Genomic DNA, 21497 nt, shown 5'->3' on the forward strand with positions numbered 1-21497 from the left:
GCACTGGATCGTCCGCTCCACAGACTGCGGCGCCTCACGCCCCGTTCAGGAATTGAAGCGGGTCAACCGGGCTCGATCCCTTGCGGATCTCGAAGTGGAGCTGCGGCGACGCCACTTCACCGGATTGACCCGACTTGGCAATGACCTGACCGCGCTTGATGGTATCGCCGCGCTTCACCAACAGCTCACTCGCATGGGCATATGCGGTGACGTAGCCGTTGGAGTGCCGAACCAGGACCAGATTGCCGTAACCTTTCAGCTCGTTGCCGGAATAGGCGACGACGCCGTCTTCAGCCGCCTTGACCGGCGTCCCCTCGGGCACCGCGAGATTGATGCCGTCGTTGGATTTGCCATTGGTCTTGGCGCCGTAGCTCGTGACCACCTTGCCGCGGACCGGCCAGCGGAAGGTCGGCAGCGCGCCGGTAGCTTCCGCCGCCTTCGCAGGCGTCTCGGCGGGCTTCTCTTCGACATTGGACGTCGCCTGAGCCAAACGCGCGCTCTGCACCGGCGCGACGGCGGCCATCTTGGTGGCAGGTGCGGGAGCGGCGGCGACGGGCTGAAGCGTTCCCGCAACAGGCGCAGCTGCGACCGGAGCCGCAGGCGCAGCGACGGCCGCGGTCTTGGCACCGGGCACGGTCAGCCTGGTGCCAAGCTTGAGTTTTGCCGATGGATCGATGCCGTTGACGCGGGCGAGCTCAGCTGTCGAGATACGGTTCTTGCGGGCAATGCTGGCGAGTGTGTCGCCCTGATTGACGAAATGGGTGCTCGACGGCGCAGCCACGGCCGCAACGGGCTTGGTAGCGGCTGCGGCGGTGACGGGAGCCGCGGCAGGCGCCGTCGCCGGATGCGGGATGATCAGCTGCTGGCCCGGCGACAGCGCGCGCGGCCCCTTGTAGCCATTGGCGGCAAGGATCGCCTGCGGGGTGACGCGGTAGCGCTTGGCGAGCACATCGAGCGTATCGCTGGTGCCGACGATGATCTTGGTTCCGCCGGCTGGCTGGGCCGCCGCAACCGAGCGCGGCGGCACGGTGGCCGTGGTTTCCAGATGCGGCTGCGCCGGAGGCGCATAGGAGCTGACCCCGCGCCCACCGCCAGAGACTCCCCCGCCCGACGAGACCGGATAGGATTGCGGCGCAGCTACGGCCGGCGCTGGCAAAGGCTGCGATTGATGATAGCCAGGCTGCGTCTGCGGCCGCGCATATTGCGGCAACTCACGCTGCGGCGGCGGGGCCTGCTGCACCGAGCCCGTGGATTCCGAGGCGAAGGGATTGGAGAAGTTCGACTGGGACAGCCGCGACGACATGTCGGCGCTGCATCCTGCAAAGCTGAAGGAGATCAGCGCCAGCACCGCGACCTGCGGCACGCGGCGCGAGTAAAGCAACTCGGCGACAGCGGACATGGTTACTCACTCGTACGCAACAGAACTGGTGTTTTAAGTAAACACCCGCCGAGTAAATAACGGCTTAACCCTCCCAATAAGACGTTGGCAGCGCAGCCGATCCCGGATTCTACAGCTCACGCGCGACGCCAGGCAGCGCCGGCACGAAGCGGACCTCGACGAGTTCCTTGCGCTCGATCCCGGTGTCGGTGCGGGTCAGGCGGGTCAGCGTCTGTACGCCCTGATGCGGGCCGACGGGAGCAATCAGGATACCCCCGACCTCCAGCCGCTCGACCAGGTTCTCCGGGATCTGATCCATCGCGGCGGTGACGATGATGCGATCGAATGGACCAATGTTGGGAGGCAGATTGAGACCGTCGCCGAGCATCACCTCGACATTGTGACAATCGAGCTTTTCAAGCCGGGCGCGTGCCGTATCGGCGAGCTTGCGATAGCGCTCGACCGTCAGCACCTGGCCGGCGAGCCGCGACAGCACCGCAGCCTGGTAGCCGGAGCCGGTGCCGATCTCGAGCACCCGGTGCTGCTTCTGGAGCTGGAGCTGCTCGGTCATATAGGCGACGACGAAAGGCTGGCTGATGGTTTGCCCGCAGGCGATCGGCAACGCGCTATCGCGATAGGCGCCGTCACGATCGGCTTCGTCGACGAAAAGCTCGCGGGGCACCTCCTCCATCGTCCGCAGCACGGCCTGATCGCTGATGCCGCGACGCCTCAGCGTCAGCTGAAACATCATCTTTTCCGGCGGGTGGTGCTGGGACGTCATTGCTGCTGCTCATCTCGTCTGGCGGAACGCCGCACTGCGCCGCAAGACCCCGAGGCGAGAATCTTGTTCCGGCTCAGGAACTCATGCTAGCCTTTCGGCCCGGCATTTGACCACAATCGGGCCTTCAAGGCGCTAAGCCATTTGCGGGTTTGCCTTCGCCGAAACGCGCATTGCGTCACTTATCGTTATCTGCGAACGTTCGCGAGAATGGGCAAGGACTCACCTATGACTGCGACAGGGCTTTCGGGCCGCTCTGTTTTCCTCGTCGAGGACGAGGTCATGATCAGAATGATGGTCGCGGATATGCTGGAGGAGCTCGGCTACAAGGTTGCCGCTGAAGCGGGCGACATCGCCGAGGCCATGCGGCTGGCGCAGACCACTGATTTCGACCTGGCAATTCTGGACGTCAACGTCAACGGCAAGGTCATCTCGCCGGTGGCCGATGTCATCATGGCGAAGGGCTGCCCGTTCATCTTCGCCACCGGTTACGGCTCCTCCGGCCTGCCCGAACAGTACCGCGACCGGCCGGCGCTTCAGAAGCCGTTCCAGCTCGACGCGCTCGGCAAGACCATCGAAGCCGCGCTTCGCGGCGGCTAGGCCTATTTCAGCGTCGCGCTGAGCTGCTCCGAAAACGCCTCATTGGTGCGGTCGAGCCTGAGCGGGGTGACCGAGACGTAGCGCTCCCGCAGCGCCGCCAGATCGGTGCCGGCGTCGGGCGTGTCGAGCATTGCTGTCCGCTCGAAGCCGATCCAAAAATACGGATTGCCGCGGCCGTCCCTGCGCTCGTCGATCCTGAGGAAGCCGAGGTTGCGCTTGCCCTGCCGCGTGACGCGGACGCCCAGCACATCCTCCGGCGCGCATGACGGGAAGTTGACGTTGATCACCGTGTCCTTTGGAACACCGGCGGCGATCACCTTGCGCACGATGTCGGGTCCGAACTTGCGCGCGGTGTCCCACGGCGGCCGGTCGCGGGTCTCAACGCTGAACTCTTGCGACAACGCAAACGACGGCAGCCCCAGGATGGTGCCCTCCAGCGCGCCAGCAATGGTGCCGGAATAGACCACGTCCTCGGCCACGTTGCGACCCTTGTTGACCCCGGACAGCACGACATCGGGCAGCTTGGCCCCCAGGATATGGCGGGCTCCCATGATGACGCAGTCCGTCGGCGTGCCGCGCACAGCAAAGTGGCGCGGGCCGACTTCGCGCAGGCGCAAGGGATCGTTTAGCGACAGCGAGTGCGACACGCCGGACTGGTCGAGCTCGGGCGCCACCACCCAGACATCGTCGGACAAGGCACGCGCGATCTCCTCCACGACCTTGAGCCCTGGGGCGTGAATGCCGTCGTCATTGGTGCAGAGAATGCGCATGCGCCAGATCGCTTCCACAAAAGCCGTTTGATCTGTCATATCCGGCCGTGGCCCATCAGGCAAACCGGCCTGATCGGAGCCCGGGCGGCAGGTTCCCCCCGATCCCCGCTAGCGACGAATCCGCCATTGCGGCAGGAAGCGCGCGAGCCGGCCTTCCGCGCGCAGGCTCATCGCCGGCACGACAGGACTTACGACGGGAGTCTCGATCGCGCCGAGCGTCCCCCGCTGGGCGACGACCGGACCAGACACCGGCGCCTTCGGAAAGCGTTCGCGTGCCACCGTCAGCGCCTTGTCGAAGTCGGCAGCATTGACACCAGGCTTGGCCCGTCGGCTCTGCACGAGATCATCGTCCCAGAGCCGCGCGATCGCGATGTCGAGCACACCGCGAAGGCGCTGATCGATGGCCTGGATTCCGGCACCAGTCACCGCCCATTGTCGGCCGACCCAGAAGATGTCGCGGTGCAAGGGCATGAACGGTGGGTTCGCGTTGAGGCGCCAGCAGGATAGCCGGCCGGCCAATCTTCGCAACCCTACTCGCGCGCGACCACCTTTAGGCCGCCCATATAGGGTTGGAGCACGTCCGGCACAGCGATCGAGCCGTCCTCCTGCTGATATGTCTCCATCACAGCGATCAGTGCCCGACCGACGGCGGTGCCGGAGCCGTTCAGCGTGTGCACGAAGCGCGGCTTGCCGTCCGGCCCGCGCGAGCGGGCATCCATGCGCCGGGCCTGGAAGTCGCCGCAGACCGAGCAGCTCGAGATCTCGCGGAACATACCGCCATCGCCCTGCCCGGGCATCCAGACCTCGATGTCATAGGTTTTCTGCGACGAGAAGCCCATGTCCCCTGCGCACAGCGTCATCACGCGATAATGCAGGCCGAGCCGTTGCAGCACCTGCTCGGCGCAGGACAGCATCCGCTCCAGCTCGTCCTTGCTGGTCTCGGGCGTCGTGATCGAGACCAGCTCGACCTTGGTGAACTGATGCTGGCGGATCATGCCACGAGTGTCCCGTCCCGCAGCGCCCGCCTCGGCGCGGAAGCACGGCGTCAGCGCCGTGAGGCGCATCGGCAGCTGCTTCTCGTCGAGGATGGATTCGCGCGCAAGATTGGTCAGCGAGACTTCAGCGGTGGGGATCAGGCCGAGGCGCTCCGTCTTCAGCCGCTCATGGTCCGGCGATGCGAGCAGTTCGCCCTTGATCGCCCAGAACTGATCGTCCTCGAATTTCGGCAGCTGCCCGGTGCCGAACATCACCTCATTGCGGACCAGCAGCGGCGGATTGATCTCGGTGTAGCCGTGCTCTGTCGTGTGCAGGTCGAGCATGAACTGGCCGATGGCGCGTTCGAGCCGCGCCAGCGCCTTCTTGAGCACGACGAAACGCGCACCAGAGAGCTTTGCGGCCGCCTCGAAGTCCATGTAGCCGAGCGCGGCGCCGAGATCGTCATGGAGCTTCGGTGCGAAGCTGTAGTTCCGCTTTTTACCGAACACATGGTGCTGGACGTTGCCGTGCTCGTCGACCCCATCAGGCACGTCATCGAAAGGAATGTTCGGGATTGCCGACAGCTCTTTCGCCAGTTCCTCGTCGGCTGCCTTCGCAGCGGCTTCGAGCTGCGGCATCGTGGTTTTGAGCTCGGCCACTTCGGCCATCAGCTTCGCTGCGCGCGCCTCGTCCTTGGCCTTCTTGGCGTCGCCGATCTCCTTGGAGGCCGCATTGCGCCGCGCCTGCGCCTGCTCGGAGGCGAGGATGGCCGCGCGCCGCTTCTCGTCGATCGCCAGCAGCGAGGCCGACATCGGCTTCAAACCGCGCCGTGCGAGGCCGGCGTCGAAGGCTTGCGGATTGTCGCGGATCGATTTGATGTCGTGCATGGCTGCTTTCCCGTCGTGGCCGGGTCTATCCCGGCCATCCACGTGTCTGCCGCCTTAGATCAAGTCGTGGATGCCCGGGTCAAGCCCGGGTATGACGAATCATGGCGGAGCAGCGCGATGATCGGACGAAAGCGCCCTACTCCGCCGGATTGGCCGGCGTCGAGACGTCGGTACCGGTCGCAGCCTGTGCGGCGGCCGCCTTCCTCTCCACCATCGCCACCGCGAGGATCGAGCCCTCGTACAGCGCCATTAGCGGAAACGCGAGGGAGCACTGGCTGAGCACGTCGGGCGGCGTCAGCACGGCTGCGATCACGAAGGCCAAGACGATGAAGTAGCGGCGCTTCTCGCGCAGCATCGTCGAGCTGACGATGCCGATCCGCCCGAGCAGCGTCAGAATCACCGGAAGCTGGAAAGCGATGCCGAAGGCGAAGATCAGCGACATCATCAGCGACAGGTATTCGCCGACCTTGGGCAGCAACTGGATCTGTGCTGTCTCGTCGCTGCCGGTCTGCTGCATGCCGAGCGAGAAGCGGACCAGCATCGGCAACACGACGAAGTAGACCAGCGCCGCGCCCAGCACGAAGAAGAAGGGGGTGGCGACCAGATATGGCAGGAAAGCCTGCTTCTCGTGCTTGTAGAGTCCGGGCGCGACGAACTTGTAGATCTGCGTCGCCACGATTGGAAACGAGATGAAGCCTGCCCCAAACAGCGCGAGCTTCAGCTGCGTGATGAAATATTCCAGCAGCGCCGTGTAGATGAACTTCGAATTCTCGGGCCCCGCCACCCACACGAACGGCCAGACCAGCACGTTGTAGATCTGCTTGGCGAAGAAGAAACAGAAGATGAAGGCAATGCCGAAGCCAAGCAGCGCCTTGATGAGCCGCGAACGCAGCTCGATCAAATGGTCCATCAGCGGGGCTTTGCTGGCCTCGATATCGGCGTCGGTCATGACGCTTTGGCGTCCTTGATTGCCTCGGATGGTGCGGTGTCCTGCGCAACCGCCGCCTGTTCGACCTCACGAGTGATCGCGAGCGGCTCGTTCGCAGCTGCATGGGCCTCGGCTTCCATGAAGGTCGCGGGTGTCGGCGCTTCCGGGGTCGTGGGCGTCGAAGGCGGATCGACGGCTGTCGTCGTCGACGTCTCCGCCGGCTTGTCCAGCGCATCAACACGAAGCGCGTCGCTGACGTCCTTCTGGAGCGAGGTGAGCGGATTGTTGCTGGTGAAGCCGGTCGCGGCTTCCTTGACCTCGTCGAAGCTCTTCTTGAGGTCGGCCATCTCCGCCTCGCGCATAGCTTCCTGGAACTGGCCCTGGAATTCGGCGGCCATCTTGCGGGCCTTGCCCATCCACTGTCCGACCATACGCAGCACGCCCGGCAGCTCTTTCGGGCCGATGGCGATCAGGGCCACGACCCCGACCAGGACCAGTTCACTCCACCCGATGTCGAACATGAGGTCTTCCGTTCACGCCAGCCGAAGCCGGCCCAATCCCTCGCGCGCAGGATCGGGGCCGCTACCCACGTCTCGCGTGCTCTTTCGGCTCAGACGGCCTTGCTGCCGACGTCGGACCGGGACGCGGTCGGCGCGCCATTGTGCTCGATGGACTTCGCCGGCTCGGGCTTGTCTGCGGGCTTGTCGTCGTCCTGCATGCCCTTCTTGAACGCCTTGATGCCCTGCGCCACGTCGCCCATCAGATCCGAAATCTTGCCGCGGCCGAACAGCAGCAGGACCACTGCGATCACCAAGATCCAGTGCCAAATGCTGAGTGAACCCATCCTGCAACCCTCCAAACGCGCATGGCCGGGGACCCGGCCGATCTTCACCGAAACCTAGGCTTGGCAGGTCTCAAAAACAAGGACCAAGGCGGCGCCAATTCGCTGTCGGCACTACGCAATCTTGCTAGTGTTAACCGGTCGCAGGGGCCGTAAAGCACCGGGACTCACTCGTTGGTGCCACCTTCGCTGCTACCCTCGCCGGCTCCCTCATCGCCACTTGCCGGCGGCTCCTGCGAGGTCTCGGGCTCGACCGCTGGCGCCAGCGCAAGATCGAGGTCGCCTGGTTCCAGCGGATCCTCGTCCTCGCGCAGCGCCGGATCATCGGACGGCGTCGGTACGCTAAATCCGGTCGGCAGGCGCGAATCCAACAGACCCGTGCCCTTCAGCTCTTCCAGGCCCGGCAGATCGCCGAGCTGTTCAAGGGTGAACTGCGACAGGAATTCCTCAGTGGTTCCGAAGGTCAAGGGACGGCCCGGCGTCTTGCGGCGGCCACGCGGCTTGATCCAGCCGGTCTCCAGCAGCACGTCGAGCGTGCCCTTTGAGGTGACGACGCCACGGATCTCCTCGATCTCGGCACGCGTCACGGGCTGGTGGTAGGCGATGATCGCCAGCACCTCGATCGCGGCACGCGACAGGCGGCGCGTCTCGGTACTCTCCCGGGTCATCAGCCAAGCGAGATCGCCGGCAGTGCGGAAGGTCCATTTGTTGGCGACGCGAACGAGGTTTACCCCGCGCAGGGCATAGTCGGCCTGCAGCTGCTCGAGCGCGGCCTTGACATCGACGCCCTCCGGCATCCGCTTGGCCAGCGTGGCGGTATCCAGCGGCTCACTCGACGCAAACAGCAGCGCTTCCAGCAGCCGCAATTCCTCCGGACGCGCCTGGGATTCGTTCTCCATCGGCTCGGCCTCTTCTACGCGCACTTCAGCCAGGCTTGCCATGGCAGATTCTCCTTCTTGCACTTAGGCGACCGGCGCATCAGGCGCAGGAGCTGCGTCCAGGACCGGTTTTTGGCGCCCTTTCCGGAAATAGATCGGCGCAAACGCCTCTTTCTGGTTCAGCTCGAGCTGGCCTTCGCGCACCAGCTCAAGCGCGGCGGCGAAGCTCGAGGCGAACACTGTTGCCCGCTGCGTCGGATCGGCGACGTGTCGGATCAGGAAATCGTCCAGCACGCCCCAGTCATCCTGTTCGTTGAGGCTGCCAACCAATCGCTCCAGCGTGGCGCGCGCTTCGGCAAGTGACCACACCGTGCGCTTGGCCAGATGCACGCTCGCCAGCACGCGCGACTGGCGCTGCGCGGCATAGGCGGTCAGCAGATCGTAGAGCGTTGCCGTGTATTTCGGATGCTTGATCTCGGCGATCTGCTCGGGCTCGCCCCGCGGGAAGATGTCGCGCTGCAATTGCGGCCGGTTCATCAGCCGGTTGGCGGCTTCGCGGATGGCTTCGAGGCGGCGCAGGCGGTTGGCCAGCGCCGTCGCCATCTGCTCCGCGCTCGGCCCCTCCGCGCTCGGCGGCTCCGGCAGCAATAGCCGCGATTTCAGGAAGGCGAGCCAGGCCGCCATGACGAGGTAGTCAGCCGCCAGCTCCAGCCGAATCTTCCGCGCGGCCTCGATGAAGTGAAGGTACTGGTCGGCGAGCGCCAGGATCGAAATCTTGGCGAGGTCGACCTTCTGTTGACGCGCCAGCGCGAGCAGCAGGTCGAGAGGCCCTTCATAGCCCTCGACATCCACCACCAACGCCGGCTCACCCTCGGCGAGCTCTGCTGGCCGCCCGGTTTCGAACGATAGGATTTCTGCGGTCATGCGGATGCCGTGTTTGCCCGTGCGATCAATGCGTCCAGTTCCGCGCGTGCGGCCGCCCGATCGAACGGCTGCGGCGGCTTGCGGGCCGCAAGCGCGGCGTTCGCGCGCTCCAGCGCCCTGCCGGACAGTTCGGGTGCCTGGCCGGCGACGTCGCGCATCTCCTCGATGTTGCCGTTGCAATGCAGGGCCACGTCGCAGCCGGCCGCGAAGATGGCGCGGGTCCGCTCGGCGATATTCCCCGACAGCGCGTTCATCGACACGTCATCACTCATTAACAAACCCTGGAACCCGATTGCGCCGCGAATCACGTCAGCAATCATTGTCGCAGATGTCGTCGCCGGATGGGCGGGGTCCACGGCGCTAAACACAACATGTGCAGTCATGGCCATCGGCAGGTCCGCGAGCGGCTTGAACGCGGCGAAATCGGTCCGTTCCAGTTCGGCCCGAGGCGTGTCGACCGTCGGCAGCTTGAAATGAGTGTCGGCGGTGGCCCGGCCGTGCCCAGGAATGTGCTTGAGCACCGGCAGCACGCCGCCCTGCTCCAGCCCCTCGGTGACCGCCCGGGCAATAGCCGCGACCTTGCCCGGCTCAGTGCCGTAGGCCCGGTTGCCAATGACCGCATCGGCGCCCGGCACCGGCACGTCGGCCAGCGGCAGGCAGTCCACAGTGATGCCGAGATCGGCGAGATCGGCCGCGATAAGCCGTGCGCTGAGACGCGCCGCGGTAAGCCCGAGGGCCGAATCAGTGTCGTACAAGGCCGCGAACGTGGCGCCCGCCGGGTAGACCGGCCAGTGCGGCGGGCCCAGCCGTTGCACCCGTCCCCCCTCTTGATCGATCAGGACAGGCGCGTCGGGAGCATTCGCGACAAAGCGCAATTCCGCAACCAACGCAGCGACTTGCGTCGGCGTCGCGACATTGCGCTTGAACAGGATGAAGCCCCACGGGCGCTGGTCACGGATAAACTCCCGCTCGGCGGCGGTGAGTTCCGTTCCGGATACGCCGGTAATGAAGGCCCGCGTGCTCATGACGGCCGATTAACCCTGACCCGCGAGGGGGTCAAGGAAACGGCCTTTAATTCCTCTGGACGAAGCAGGCGGACAAGCCGGCGGCCCTCAGGCTGTTGCAAGCCTGCGTCGCCTCCTCGGCCGAAGCGTACGGGCCAGCGAAGGCGCGGTAGACGATCCCCTTGCCCTTGTCGGTGAGGTCGACCCGCTTGATCACCGGCGAGCGGGAGCCGAGTACGTTGCCGTACTTGCTCTGAAGCACGCGGTAGGACGCGGCGGCACTGTCCTCGCTCTGCTGCGAGGAGACCTGTACGATGTAGCCGCCGCCGCTGCTGGCGGGCGCGAGCGGAGTCGGACTAGTCGCAGCCATCCTCTGCGAAGGCTCGGCCGCCGGTTGCGGGGCCAGCGACATCGGCTGATGGACGCTGGCATTGGCCGAGGTCGGCGGATTGCGCGGCGTGGCCGGCACAGCGGGTGCAGCAACAGGCTTCGGCGCCGCTGGCGTCGGCTTGACTGCAGCCGATTGCGGTGGCGCGCTGTCGGTCTGGTCTCCCTTCACGGCCACGGTCCGGATCGGGCGCGGCGAATTGCTTGGCAACGTTCCATTGCTCGGGACGGCTCCCGAGCTCGGCGCGGGAATTGCAGACGGCGAGACGCTCGCCACAGACGGTGGGTTCGCATTCTGGTTCAGTGGCGGGAACACCACTCGGGGACCGCCCGCCTTTGCGTTGACGTCGACCGGGGCTTCCTCGCGCGGCACGATCTTCTCAGTGCCGTCACCGCTGACCATCCGGTCCGGCACCTTGGCCGAGGAATCGCTCGGCGCGGGCACGATCTTGGTCGGCGCATTGTCGGCCCTGATGATCGGCGGCTCGCCGCTGCGGGGCGAGCCGATATAGGTCTTGTACGCGAAGGCCGCACCAGTGCCCACCACGGCAAGCGCCAGGATCGCCGCGACTGTCATCATGCCGCCGCGCTGCTTCTTCGGCTCGTCGAGTTCGGCTTCGGGATAGTCGCTCTGGAACGCATAAGGATCGTCCGGATAGGACGGATCGCGCTGATAGTCCTGCTCACCTGTCTCGAGGCGGCCGTAGAGCGCATCATCGTAGCGCGAAGGATCCGGCGCGTACGGCTCCTGATAGGACTGCTCTTGGTAAGACGGACGGTGCTGCTGGTAGGCCTGATCCTGGTAGGACTGATCCTGGTAAGACTGATTCTCCTGGCCGTGATCCTGATAGGCCTGCGGCTGATGAACAGGTTCGGGCGCGGCGGACCTGGCCGAATAGCGATGTAGCGGATGAACCGGGCTTACCGAGACGGGATAGTCAGGCTCCGGCGCGGGTGCCGGCTGCGGCTGCACATTGGCGCGCCGCATCCATGAGGGTGGCCCAGGCGGCGAGGCCTGCTCGGCGTAGTCCTGCCGGTCGTCGTGCTGGCGGTACCCGTCTTCCCCATAGCTTTGCGTGGGCGCGGCCGGGGAGCGCGCAGCCGGCCGTCCCTGCGCCGCAAACGGATCGGTCTGCCCGATCAGACGGGCGAGCTCGGCCAAGGGATCGCTCTCCGCCTTCCCATACTGATCGCCACCGCGACCATAGTCATCGGAAGGAAACGGTCTGTCCTGATATCGTTCGGCCATCGTGATGATGCGTCCCTTCGGGAAAGCCGCGCGCCCCTCGACCAAGGCACGGCTTTCGACCCACAAGGCTTTCAACCAAGTCTAAGCGATCCGGCTTCTGCCGGTTACCCCCGAATCCCCTTAAGTAGTTCGCCCCAAACTACCGCATCTCGTCCGGGGCATGGACGCCGAGGATGGCGAGGCCCGATGCCAGGACCGAGACGACGCCCTGGACCATGGCCAGCCGCGCCTTCGTTAGATCTGCATCATTATTGATAATGAAGCGTAAATAGGGCAAATCGCGCCCCTTCGTCCAAAGTGCATGAAATTCGCTGGCTAAATCATAGAGATAAAAGGCGATTCGGTGCGGCTCGTGGGCCGCGGCGGCGGCTTCGAGCACACGTGGATATATTGCGAGGCGCTTGAGAAGTTCAAGCTCGACCGGGTCCGACAGCCGCTCGACCGCCGACTCACCGAGCCAGGCGATCCGAGTACCGGTATCCTCAGGCAGCTCCGGGAACACCTCGGCGCGCGCGTTGCGGAAGATCGAATGGCCGCGGGCGTGGCCGTACTGGACATAGAAAACCGGGTTGTCGCGCGACTGTTCCATGACCTTGGCAAGGTCGAAATCGAGCACCGCATCGTTCTTGCGGTAGAGCATCATGAAGCGGACGGCGTCCTGGCCGACCTCATCCACCACCTCACGCAAGGTGACGAAGTCCCCGCTTCGCTTGGACATTTTCACCGGTTCGCCATTGCGCAGCAGCTTCACCAACTGCACGATCTTGACGTCGAGCGCCCCCCTGCCTGACGTCGTCGCCTTCACCGCCGCCTGCATGCGCTTGATGTAGCCGCCATGGTCGGCGCCCCAGACGTCGATCATCTCGGCAAAGCCGCGGTCGAACTTGTTCTTGTGATAGGCAATGTCGGAAGCGAAGTAGGTGTAGGAATTGTCCGACTTGATCAGCGGACGATCGACGTCGTCGCCGTAGGCCGTCGCCTTGAACAACAGCTGCTCACGGTCTTCCCAATCCTCGACCGGCGCGCCCTTCGGCGGCGGCAGTCGGCCTTCATAGATGTCGCCCTTGGCCTTCAGGAAATCGATGGTCTCGGCAACCTTGTTGTTTCCGGTCTCGATCAGGGAGCGCTCGGAGAAGAATACGTCATGGCGGATGTTGAGGGCGGCGAGATCGTCCTTGATCTCGTCCATCATCATCCCGATCGCCTTGGCGCGCACTGTCGGCAACCATTCGGCCTCGCTCTTCGCCAGGAGCTTGTCGCCATGCTCCTTGGCCAGCGCCGCTCCGACCGGCTTGAGGTAGTCGCCGGGATAGAGCCCTTCCGGAATGGCGCCGATGTTCTCGCCGAGCGCCTCGCGATACCTCAGGAACGCTGAGCGCGCGAGCACGTCGACCTGGGCGCCGGCGTCGTTGATATAATATTCGCGCGTGACGTCGTGACCTGCGAACTGAAGCAGGCTCGCCAGCGCGTCGCCGAACACCGCGCCGCGGCAATGGCCGACATGCATCGGCCCAGTCGGATTGGCAGAGACGTACTCGACATTGACTCTGGCGCCGCCGCGGACACGGCCATAATCGGCCCCTTCGCGCAGCACCGTCCGCAGCGCCTCGGCCCAGGCTGCTGGCTTCAGCGTCAAGTTGATGAAGCCGGGTCCGGCGACGTCGACCTTGGCGATCAGCGTGTCGGCACGAAGCCGCTCGGCGATATTCTCGGCAAGATCGCGCGGCTTGGCCTTCGCCTCCTTCGCCAGCACCATGGCTGCGTTGGTCGCCATGTCGCCATGTGAGGCATCGCGCGGCGGCTCGACAACGACGCGCGAGAAATCGATGCCCTCGGGCCAATTGGCTTCCGCGGCGAGCGCGCGGCAGGCGGCGTGCACGCGCGCCAGCACGTCGGCGAACAGATGTAGGGATGAGGAGGTCTGGGGCATGGGCGCCGCCTAACGCAAATCCGGGGTCGAGTCAAAAAGCCGCTGGTGCTCGGTCAGAGCGAAACGGTCGGTCATTCCGGCGATGAAATTGCCGATCCGGCGCGCCCGGTCGCCCTCATTGTCCGCCTCCGCGCCCAGCAGCCATTCAGGCGGCAGTTCGGACGGCTCCTTCAAATACCTTGCGAACAGGTCGAACAGGATCTGCTCCGCTTGCCCCATCACCCGCATCACGCGCTCGTGGCGATACATGTGCTGATACAGGAAGCCCTTGATGGCGGCTTCCTCCTCGGCGACCTCGGCGGGAAACGCGATCAGCGCCCTGCTCTGCTGCCGGACATCCTGGGCCGATTGCGGCTTGAGCGCCGCAAGGTTCCTCTGGGCCTCGGTGAACACCGCACCGATCAGATGCGAGATCAGCTCGCGCACCAGTTCGGCACCGCGCCTGACGTCTTCGAGATCGGGATAGTGCGCCGAAGTCTCGGCAATGATCTCCGCGGTGAGCGGCATCACCTTCAGATCGTCGAGATTGAAGAGGCCGGCCCGCAGGCCGTCATCGATGTCGTGGGCATCGTAAGCGATATCGTCCGCGATTGCGGCGACTTGCGCTTCCAGCGAGGCGAAGCTCCACAATTCAAGGTCATAGGTCTTGATGTAGTCGGCTATCCCGACGGGAATGCCGTGCTCACGATAGCGTCCGGCCGGGGCGCCGCTGCGATCGGTGAGCGGACCGTTGTGCTTGACGATTCCTTCCAGCGCCTCCCAGGTCAGGTTCAGCCCATCGAACTCGGGATAGCGGTGCTCGAGCGAAGCGACGACGCGGAGCGTCTGGGCGTTGTGATCGAAGCCGCCAAACTCCCTCAGGCAGGCATCCAGCGCCCGCTCGCCGGCATGGCCAAAGGGCGGATGGCCGAGATCGTGGGCGAGCGCCAGGGTTTCCGTAAGGTCCTCATCCAGCCCGAGCTGTCGGGCCAGCGCTCGGGCGATCTGTGCCACCTCCAGCGAGTGGGTCAGCCTGGTGCGATAATGGTCGCCTTCATGGAACACGAACACCTGGGTCTTGTACTTCAGGCGGCGGAACGCGGTGGAATGGATGACCCGGTCGCAATCCCGCCGGAACGGGCTGCGGGTCCGGCTCGGGGGCTCGGTGACCAGCCGGCCTCGGCTGCGATCGGGGTCGCAGGCATAGGGCGCGCGGGGGGCTGCCATTCCGACGGACACGACGAATTTAGTCCCTATCCATTTGATTCTGCGTATCCTTGCACTTAACTATGCCGGACGCGGGACACCAAATGAAATGGGCAAGACCTTTCTGTGACTGCGGGACGATCGGAGACCGACCATGACGACTGCCGTGACCATCAGTGACCGCGCCGCACGCCGGATTGGGGAGATCCTCAAGGGCGAAGGCTCCGGCGCGATGCTGCGCATCTCCGTCGAGGGCGGCGGCTGCTCCGGCTTCCAGTACAAGTTCGACATCGACCGGGCCCGTACCGACGACGATCTCGTGATCGAGCAGGACAGTGCGGTGGTGCTGGTCGATTCCGCCTCCCAGCCGTTCCTGGCGGGGTCGCAGGTCGATTTCGTCGATGACCTGATCGGCGCCTCGTTCCGCGTCAACAATCCGAACGCCACTGCGTCCTGCGGCTGCGGCACCAGCTTCTCGGTCTGAGGCGGTTACGCTCCGGTTATCTGCCTTTCCTCCTCCGTCCACTCCACCTCGATCGGCGCCAGCTCCGGCTGGAGCGGCGCGTCCTCCGACATGGTGTAGCCGTCGAGCGCACGCAGCAACGCCGCGACCAGCGCCGGCTTGCGCAGCGGCTTGGCAAGGAAGTCCGACATGCCCGCCTCGCGGCAGATCTTGACATCCTCCGAGAAGGCATTGGCCGTGAGTGCTATGATGGGTAAGGCTTTGCAGCTCCCGCCTTGCGCCCGGATCGCCCGCGTCGCGGCGAGCCCATCCATATCGGGCATGCGCACGTCCATCAGCACGACATCGTAATCGCTCTCGGATGCCGCCGCGACGGCCTCGACACCATCGGTGACGACACGCAATTCGACCTCGAACGCGCCCAGCATCTTGCTTACGACCATCCGATTGACTGCATCGTCCTCCGCGACCAGCACCTTCAGCGGCCGGTCGAGAGTGGCGATACGGGCCTTGAGCTCCTCGGCCTCATCGCGGCCTGTGGCCTGGTCCGATACCGGCACCTGACTCCAAGGCAACACCAGCGTGAAGCGGAAACTCGAGCCCTCGCCCGGCGTCGAGGTGACTCCGATGGTGCCGCCCATCTGCTCGATGATCCGCCGTGAGATGGCAAGCCCGAGGCCGGTGCCGCCAAAGCGGCGGCTGATCGAAGCGTCAGCCTGGGCGAAGTCGCTGAAGAGCTGGCCCAGCTTTTCCGGGGCGATGCCGATGCCGCTGTCGGTGACCGTCCATTCGACGGTCGCCAGCAAGTCGCGCCGCGCCTGGCAGGTGACCGAAATCGTCACCTCGCCTTCATCGGTGAACTTCACCGCATTGGATGCGAGATTGAGCAGCACCTGGCGGATGCGCGCGACGTCGCCGCGCAGCGTCGGCGGCAGGTTTGGATCGAGCTCGACGTTGACGGTCAGTCCCCTGCTCTTGGCGCCTGCGCGAACAACGGTTGCGACAGCTTCGACCAGCGCCTGCGGGGCGAAATCGATCGCCTCGAAGGTGAAGCGCCCGGCCTCAAGCTTGGACAAGTCGAGAATGTCATTGAGGATACGCTGGAGATTATCGCCGGAGTCGCGGATCGTGGCGACGGCTTCGCGTTGCTCGGGGTCGAGCGTGGTTTCAAGCAACATGCTGGCGAGCCCGAGGACACCATTCATCGGCGTGCGGATCTCGTGGCTCATCACCGCAAGGAAGTCGGACTTGGCGCGGCTTTCGGCCTCGGCCTTTTCAGCGCGCCAGCGTTCGGTGACGTCGCGGCCGAAGCCGCGATAACCGAGGAACTGGCCGTCGCGGTCATAGGCCGGCTTGGCCGTCAGCGACCACAGCCGCGCCTCGCCGCCGGCGACGACCGTGAGGTTCATCTCGTGCAGCGGTTCATTCTGCTCCATCAGGCCGACGACGTTGTAGGCTGCGCGCTTGTCCTCTGGGCAAAGCATGTCGAGCACATCGGCGAAATGTGATCCCTTCAGCAGTGGAAGCGGCAGCTGCGCGACGTCCGCGAAGCGTTGGGGTACGTCGACCAGATGCCCGTCGGCATCGGTCTGCCACAGCCAGTCGCTGGCGTTCTCCTGGAAGTCTTTCAGCAGCAGCGAGATGATCTCGGTCTGGCGCTCGAGCTCGAGCTGGGCCTTGAGATTGCCAAGGAACAGGTTGCCCTGCGAGACGATGTTGCGCGCCATGAAGAATGCGAACAATAGCAGGAACACCGAGGTCACCAGATAGGGCCCGGTGCCGCACAGGAGCAGCGCACCGGCGCAGGCGACGGTCATGGTGGCGAGATAGACGAGACCCGCACGAGGGAATGTCGAGAGCGTGAAGGCGCCGCCCGACATCATGCCGACCATCAGGCAGGCCAGGATCAGCTGGCCGGTCGGCTCGATGCGGCTGAACAGGGCGAGCGGCAGCGCGCCCCAGATTGCGGCGAGGAAGAAGGCCTGCCGCAGCATCTGTCGGCCAGCGCGGGTGGAGGCTTCCTGCGGCGGATTTTGATGCGACCGACGCCATGAGCGCACCGCAAGCGAAGCGGTGGCGGCGAGCGTCAGGCCCCAGATCGCGAGGAAGTCGTTCCAGCCCCTGCCCCAGAACATGATCAGGACGATGGCGACGTTGAGCATCGTCACCGCCATGGTGACCGGGATCAACCGCGTCACGGCGTCGATCTGCTTGGCGCGGATGCGGCGGACCTGCCGCTCGCTGAGATCGGCGATCAGGCCGTCCTCGATCTCGAAGCCGCCGAGCCAATACAGGAATGCGCCGATCAGGCCGTCACGCGGCTCAATTCGCTTCATTGACTGTCCGGCCATCCCATCAGCAACCTTTTGACGATCAATGACCTGCCGCCTGCTTAAGCCGGGTTAATTTTGTGGGTGATTTTGCGGCGTCCTTGACGGGCGCGTTTGCAGTTTGTTCTAACCATGCCTCCTGCCCGGAGCCGTCGATATGTCCATCAGAGTAGCCACCTGGAACGTGAACTCGGTCCGGCAGCGGATTGATCTCCTCCTGACCTGGTTGAAGGAGTGCCAGCCCGACATCGTCTGCCTCCAGGAGATCAAATGCGTCGACGAGGCCTTCCCGCGGCTGGAGATCGAGGCGCTCGGCTACAACGTGGTCACGCACGGGCAGAAGACGTTCAACGGCGTCGCCCTGCTCTCCAAGCTCCGGTTCGACGAGACCAAGTCGGGGCTCGCCGGCGACGAGGAGGATACGCATGCCCGCTTCCTCGAAGGCGTGGTGACCCTCAAGCGCGGGGTACTGCGTATCGCCTGTCTCTATCTACCCAACGGCAATCCGGTCGGGACGGAGAAATACCCTTACAAGCTCAAATGGATGTCGCGGCTTCTTGAATATTCGAAGGAGCGTCTCAAGGCGGAGGAGCCACTGATCCTCGCAGGCGACTTCAACGTCATCCCGCATGCCCGCGACGTGCACAATCCGGCCGCCTGGACCGAGGACGCCCTGTTCAAGACGGAGACGCGGGAGAGCTTTCAGTCCCTGCTCGGCCTCGGCCTGACCGATGCCTTGCGGGCCGTCACCGACGAGCCGGGGCTGTACACCTTCTGGGACTACCAGGCCGGAGCCTGGCAGAAGAACCAGGGCCTGCGCATCGACCATCTGCTGCTGTCGCCACAAGCCAGCGACCGGCTCGCCAATGTCGGAATCGACAGCTATGTCCGCGGCTGGGAGAAGCCGTCGGACCACGTGCCGGTATGGGCGGATCTGGATCTGGAGGCGGCCTGAAGCCGCCTCGGCCGCTTACTCCCGGCGGCCCTGCACCCACTGCTCCAGCATCTGCAGGCACATGGCGCGGTCGTCGTCCGAGGCCTTGGCGAAGGCGCGGTTGTAGCTTTCCTTGATCCAGACCTCGTCGGGACCTGCGCTGTCGCGCGCCAGGGTCAGCCACATCAGGCCGCGTGCGGCCTGCCGCGGCAGGCGGTCGCCGTTGAACAGCATCTGGCCGAGCAGCGCCTGCGCCTGGTGCTGTCCCTTCTGCGCGGCGAGACCAAGCCAGCGCGCACCGTAGCGGAAGTCCTCACGCGAGGCGTCGGGGGTCTTCAGGTACAGACGGGCGAGATCGTACTGCGCGTCCGCGTTGCCGAAATAGGAGGCGGCATAGGAGAACATCTCCCGCGCCCGGTCCGGATCGGCCTTGACCTTCGAATTCGGAATGCCGGCCAGATAGTAGCGGCCGAGCGCGACGAAGGCGTTGGCCACGATCTGCGCCTGCGGGGCCGACGGGCTGTCCTCGGCATGCGCGTTGGCGATCCGGCTGAAATATTCGAAGGCGCGCAGATCGTCCTGAGCGACACCGTCGCCATTGGCGTACATGCGGCCGAGCTTCCACTGCGCGATCGGGTGACCGCCCTCGGCAGCATATTGCAGGGCGCTGAGCGAGGTTTCCTGCGTCACCGGCGCGACCTTGCCGCGCAAGGTCGTCGCGGTTCCCGGCAAGTTGGTCACGACCGGGATGGCCGCATCCTTGGGGTTGACCGGCGCACCGTCAAAGGCGAGCGCCGGCGCGGCCAGCGCGGCCGCCCCCAACACAAACGCAACTGTGGCACGCCTAAATGTCCGCATAGCACTGTTTCTCGTGCGCGCCGCCCGGATGGGTCACTGCCCCTCCGACCGCTGGTCCAACCTGCTGAGCATACTTCCAGAGCGCACCCGACGTATGATTAGTCGCGCGAGCGCTCCATTTGGTCTTGCGCTGGGCGAGCTCGGCGTCGCTCAATTTTACGTTAAGCGTACCGGCGACCGCGTCGATTTCGATGATATCGCCGTCCTCAAGCAGCCCGATTGGTCCGCCGACCGCCGCCTCCGGCCCGACATGGCCGATGCAGAAGCCGCGGGTCGCGCCGGAGAAGCGGCCGTCGGTGATGAGCGCGATCTTGCCGCCCATGCCCTGGCCGGTCAGCGCTGCTGTGGTCTGGAGCATTTCCCGCATGCCGGGGCCGCCCTTTGGCCCCTCGTAGCGGATCACGATCACTTCGCCTTCGCGGTAAGTGCGCTTCTGAACCGCCTCGAAAGCATCCTCCTCACGGTCGAAGCACCTGGCCGGACCGGTGAACCTGAGGTTGGACATTCCCGCGACTTTCACGATCGCACCTTCTGGCGCCAAATTTCCCTTCAGACCGACCACACCGCCCGTGACGGTGATGGGTTTGTCTGCCGGGTGCACCACGTCCTGGTGCGGATTCCACTTCACGCTCTTGAGGTTTTCGGCGATCGTGCGGCCCGTGACGGTAAGGCAATCACCGTGCAGGAAGCCGTTGTCGAGCAGCGTCTTCATCAGAAGCGGTATGCCACCTACTTCAAACATGTCTTTGGCGACATAACGGCCGCCCGGCTTCAAATCCGCGACATATGGTGTCTTTTTGAAGATTTCGGCGACGTCGAATAAGTCGAACTTGATGCCGGCCTCATGTGCGATCGCCGGCAGGTGCAGCGCAGCATTGGTCGAGCCGCCTGACGCGGCGACCACGGCAGCCGCATTCTCCAGCGCCTTGAGGGTGACGATGTCGCGCGGCCGGATGTTGGACGCGATCAGGTCCATCACCTTCTCGCCCGCGGTCATGCAGAACGCATCGCGGATCTCATAGGGTGCCGGGGCACCGGCCGAGTATGGCAGCGCAAGGCCGATCGCCTCGGACACCGTGGCCATCGTATTGGCCGTGAACTGCGCGCCGCAGGCGCCCGCCGAAGGGCAGGCCACGCGCTCGATCTCGTCGAGATCCTCGTCCGACATCGCGCCGACCGAATGCTTGCCGACGGCCTCGAACATGTCCTGCACGGTGACCTGCTGCCCGCGGAAATTGCCGGGCAAGATCGAGCCGCCGTAAATGAAGATCGAGGGCACGTTGAGACGGACCATCGCCATCATCATGCCCGGCAGCGATTTGTCGCAGCCGGCAAGCCCGACCAGCGCATCATAGGCATGGCCACGCACGGTCAGTTCGACGGAATCAGCGATGCATTCGCGTGACGGCAGCGAGGAGCGCATGCCGTCATGGCCCATGGCGATGCCGTCTGTCACGGTGATGGTGCAGAATTCGCGCGGCGTCCCACCGGCCGATGCCACGCCCTTCTTCACCGCCTGCGCCTGGCGCATCAGGGCGATGTTGCAGGGAGCCGCTTCATTCCAGCACGAGGCGACGCCGACGAAAGGCTGGTGGATCTGCTCGGTGGTCAGACCCATCGCATAGAAGTAGGACCGATGCGGCGCGCGCGCAGGGCCTTCCGTCACGTGACGGCTCGGCAGCCTCTGCTTGTCGATCTTCGCGCCCATGCAACCAGTTTCCCCAGCCAACCCTTTCAGACCCGAAAAATCAGAGCCAAGATTTGAATCGACCTTGGGATTTTCTCGTTGCCTTCGAAGACCGCCGCTGCTCTCTAAAACATTAGAGCGATTTTATTCATGTTCGGGTGTGGCCAAAAAGCGGCGGCGATGCGAACCACCCGCGACGAGGGTTAAATCGAAGAGGAGTGTTGCGCGGGCGGCACAATCGTAACCAGGAAGACACGGATTAGCCTACCGCGATACCTCGCAGGGACGATGTTATACAACCTTTGATTTTTTAGCTGGAGAACTGCACCTCGTTCCGACGGCGACGCCGGCATCCGTGAGTGAGTCGGGCCTACCCCCTCTCGGTTGCGGCAGGCACAGGCATCTCAATTCTCAGACACGCCTGCCCGATCTCGCGGCGTGTTTCGCCCGAGCTTTGCTTGATCTCTCCGCCCTCTCGTCCAAGAGGGCGCAGGGAAGGCCGGGTGCCGGC

Annotated in this window: 20 protein-coding genes; 3 read left to right on the forward strand and 17 right to left on the reverse strand. The window is 64.7% G+C overall.

Features of this window, described 5'->3' with window-relative positions; translation table 11 throughout:
* Window positions 1–34 precede the first annotated feature (34 nt).
* Window positions 35–1399, reverse strand: coding sequence for a peptidoglycan DD-metalloendopeptidase family protein (locus tag ASG57_RS23305; RefSeq protein ID WP_057197621.1), 1365 nt, complete (start codon window positions 1397–1399; stop codon window positions 35–37).
* A 109-nt stretch (window positions 1400–1508) separates the two neighbouring features.
* Window positions 1509–2159, reverse strand: coding sequence for a protein-L-isoaspartate(D-aspartate) O-methyltransferase (locus tag ASG57_RS23310; protein ID WP_024342693.1), 651 nt, complete (start codon window positions 2157–2159; stop codon window positions 1509–1511).
* Between the two features lie 225 nt (window positions 2160–2384).
* Here ASG57_RS23310 and ASG57_RS23315 point away from each other — a divergent pair, with 225 nt between their 5' ends.
* On the forward strand, window positions 2385–2756 hold the full coding sequence (locus tag ASG57_RS23315; RefSeq protein ID WP_024342692.1) for a response regulator: 372 nt from the start codon (window positions 2385–2387) through the stop codon (window positions 2754–2756).
* Between the two features lie 2 nt (window positions 2757–2758).
* On the opposite strand, the gene surE is transcribed toward ASG57_RS23315, so the two are convergent.
* The 12 genes from surE to ASG57_RS23375 all read right to left on the reverse strand — a co-directional run bounded on the left by surE (window position 2759) and on the right by ASG57_RS23375 (window position 14735).
* Window positions 2759–3526 (reverse strand): 5'/3'-nucleotidase SurE, encoded by a 768-nt coding sequence (gene surE / locus ASG57_RS23320; protein ID WP_024342691.1) that lies wholly within the window; start codon window positions 3524–3526, stop codon window positions 2759–2761.
* 108 nt (window positions 3527–3634) lie between these two features.
* Window positions 3635–3997, reverse strand: coding sequence for a hypothetical protein (locus ASG57_RS23325; protein WP_024342690.1), 363 nt, complete (start codon window positions 3995–3997; stop codon window positions 3635–3637).
* Between the two features lie 59 nt (window positions 3998–4056).
* A complete protein-coding gene (serS, locus tag ASG57_RS23330) occupies window positions 4057–5388 on the reverse strand; it encodes a serine--tRNA ligase (RefSeq protein ID WP_024342689.1) in 1332 nt (443 codons plus the stop codon).
* 136 nt (window positions 5389–5524) lie between these two features.
* On the reverse strand, window positions 5525–6337 hold the full coding sequence (tatC, locus tag ASG57_RS23335; RefSeq protein WP_024342688.1) for a twin-arginine translocase subunit TatC: 813 nt from the start codon (window positions 6335–6337) through the stop codon (window positions 5525–5527).
* Window positions 6334–6837 carry a Sec-independent protein translocase protein TatB gene (tatB, locus tag ASG57_RS23340; RefSeq protein WP_024342687.1) on the reverse strand — a complete coding sequence of 168 codons (504 nt, stop codon included), beginning with the start codon at window positions 6835–6837 and terminating at the stop codon, window positions 6334–6336. Before tatB ends, tatC begins: the two co-directional genes overlap by 4 nt.
* Before the next feature lie 89 nt (window positions 6838–6926).
* Entirely contained in the window at window positions 6927–7160 is a 234-nt protein-coding gene (locus tag ASG57_RS23345) for a twin-arginine translocase TatA/TatE family subunit (RefSeq protein WP_024342686.1), read from the reverse strand.
* A 164-nt stretch (window positions 7161–7324) separates the two neighbouring features.
* A complete protein-coding gene (scpB, locus tag ASG57_RS23350) occupies window positions 7325–8098 on the reverse strand; it encodes an SMC-Scp complex subunit ScpB (protein ID WP_024342685.1) in 774 nt (257 codons plus the stop codon).
* Window positions 8099–8119: 21 nt separating this feature from the next.
* The gene (locus tag ASG57_RS23355) at window positions 8120–8959 is read right to left on the reverse strand and encodes a segregation and condensation protein A (protein WP_024342684.1); all 840 of its coding nucleotides are present in this window, start codon (window positions 8957–8959) and stop codon (window positions 8120–8122) included.
* The gene (gene nagZ / locus ASG57_RS23360; protein ID WP_024342683.1) at window positions 8956–9984 is read right to left on the reverse strand and encodes a beta-N-acetylhexosaminidase; all 1029 of its coding nucleotides are present in this window, start codon (window positions 9982–9984) and stop codon (window positions 8956–8958) included. The genes ASG57_RS23355 and nagZ overlap by 4 nt, the downstream gene beginning before the upstream one ends.
* 46 nt (window positions 9985–10030) lie before the next feature.
* Complete coding sequence (locus tag ASG57_RS23365) at window positions 10031–11599, reverse strand: SPOR domain-containing protein (protein ID WP_024342682.1); 1569 nt, start codon at window positions 11597–11599, stop codon at window positions 10031–10033.
* 139 nt (window positions 11600–11738) lie between these two features.
* Window positions 11739–13529 carry an arginine--tRNA ligase gene (gene argS, locus ASG57_RS23370; protein WP_057197623.1) on the reverse strand — a complete coding sequence of 597 codons (1791 nt, stop codon included), beginning with the start codon at window positions 13527–13529 and terminating at the stop codon, window positions 11739–11741.
* A gap of 9 nt (window positions 13530–13538) precedes the next feature.
* Window positions 13539–14735 carry a deoxyguanosinetriphosphate triphosphohydrolase gene (locus ASG57_RS23375; protein WP_057197625.1) on the reverse strand — a complete coding sequence of 399 codons (1197 nt, stop codon included), beginning with the start codon at window positions 14733–14735 and terminating at the stop codon, window positions 13539–13541.
* A 133-nt stretch (window positions 14736–14868) separates the two neighbouring features.
* On the opposite strand from ASG57_RS23375, the gene erpA reads away from it, so the two are divergent.
* A complete protein-coding gene (gene erpA, locus ASG57_RS23380; protein ID WP_057197627.1) occupies window positions 14869–15198 on the forward strand; it encodes an iron-sulfur cluster insertion protein ErpA in 330 nt (109 codons plus the stop codon).
* Window positions 15199–15203: 5 nt separating this feature from the next.
* Here erpA and ASG57_RS23385 read toward each other — a convergent pair whose 3' ends face one another.
* Window positions 15204–17513 carry an ATP-binding protein gene (locus ASG57_RS23385; protein ID WP_057197629.1) on the reverse strand — a complete coding sequence of 770 codons (2310 nt, stop codon included), beginning with the start codon at window positions 17511–17513 and terminating at the stop codon, window positions 15204–15206.
* Between the two features lie 151 nt (window positions 17514–17664).
* Here ASG57_RS23385 and xth point away from each other — a divergent pair, with 151 nt between their 5' ends.
* Window positions 17665–18462 carry an exodeoxyribonuclease III gene (gene xth / locus ASG57_RS23390; RefSeq protein ID WP_057197631.1) on the forward strand — a complete coding sequence of 266 codons (798 nt, stop codon included), beginning with the start codon at window positions 17665–17667 and terminating at the stop codon, window positions 18460–18462.
* A 15-nt stretch (window positions 18463–18477) separates the two neighbouring features.
* On the opposite strand, the gene ASG57_RS23395 is transcribed toward xth, so the two are convergent.
* Entirely contained in the window at window positions 18478–19299 is an 822-nt protein-coding gene (locus ASG57_RS23395; RefSeq protein WP_057197633.1) for a tetratricopeptide repeat protein, read from the reverse strand.
* Window positions 19286–21007, reverse strand: coding sequence for a dihydroxy-acid dehydratase (ilvD, locus tag ASG57_RS23400; protein WP_057197635.1), 1722 nt, complete (start codon window positions 21005–21007; stop codon window positions 19286–19288). Before ilvD ends, ASG57_RS23395 begins: the two co-directional genes overlap by 14 nt.
* Window positions 21008–21497: the final 490 nt, after the last annotated feature.

Source organism: Bradyrhizobium sp. Leaf396 (assembly GCF_001424605.1).
Taxonomy (GTDB): domain Bacteria; phylum Pseudomonadota; class Alphaproteobacteria; order Rhizobiales; family Xanthobacteraceae; genus Bradyrhizobium; species Bradyrhizobium japonicum_C.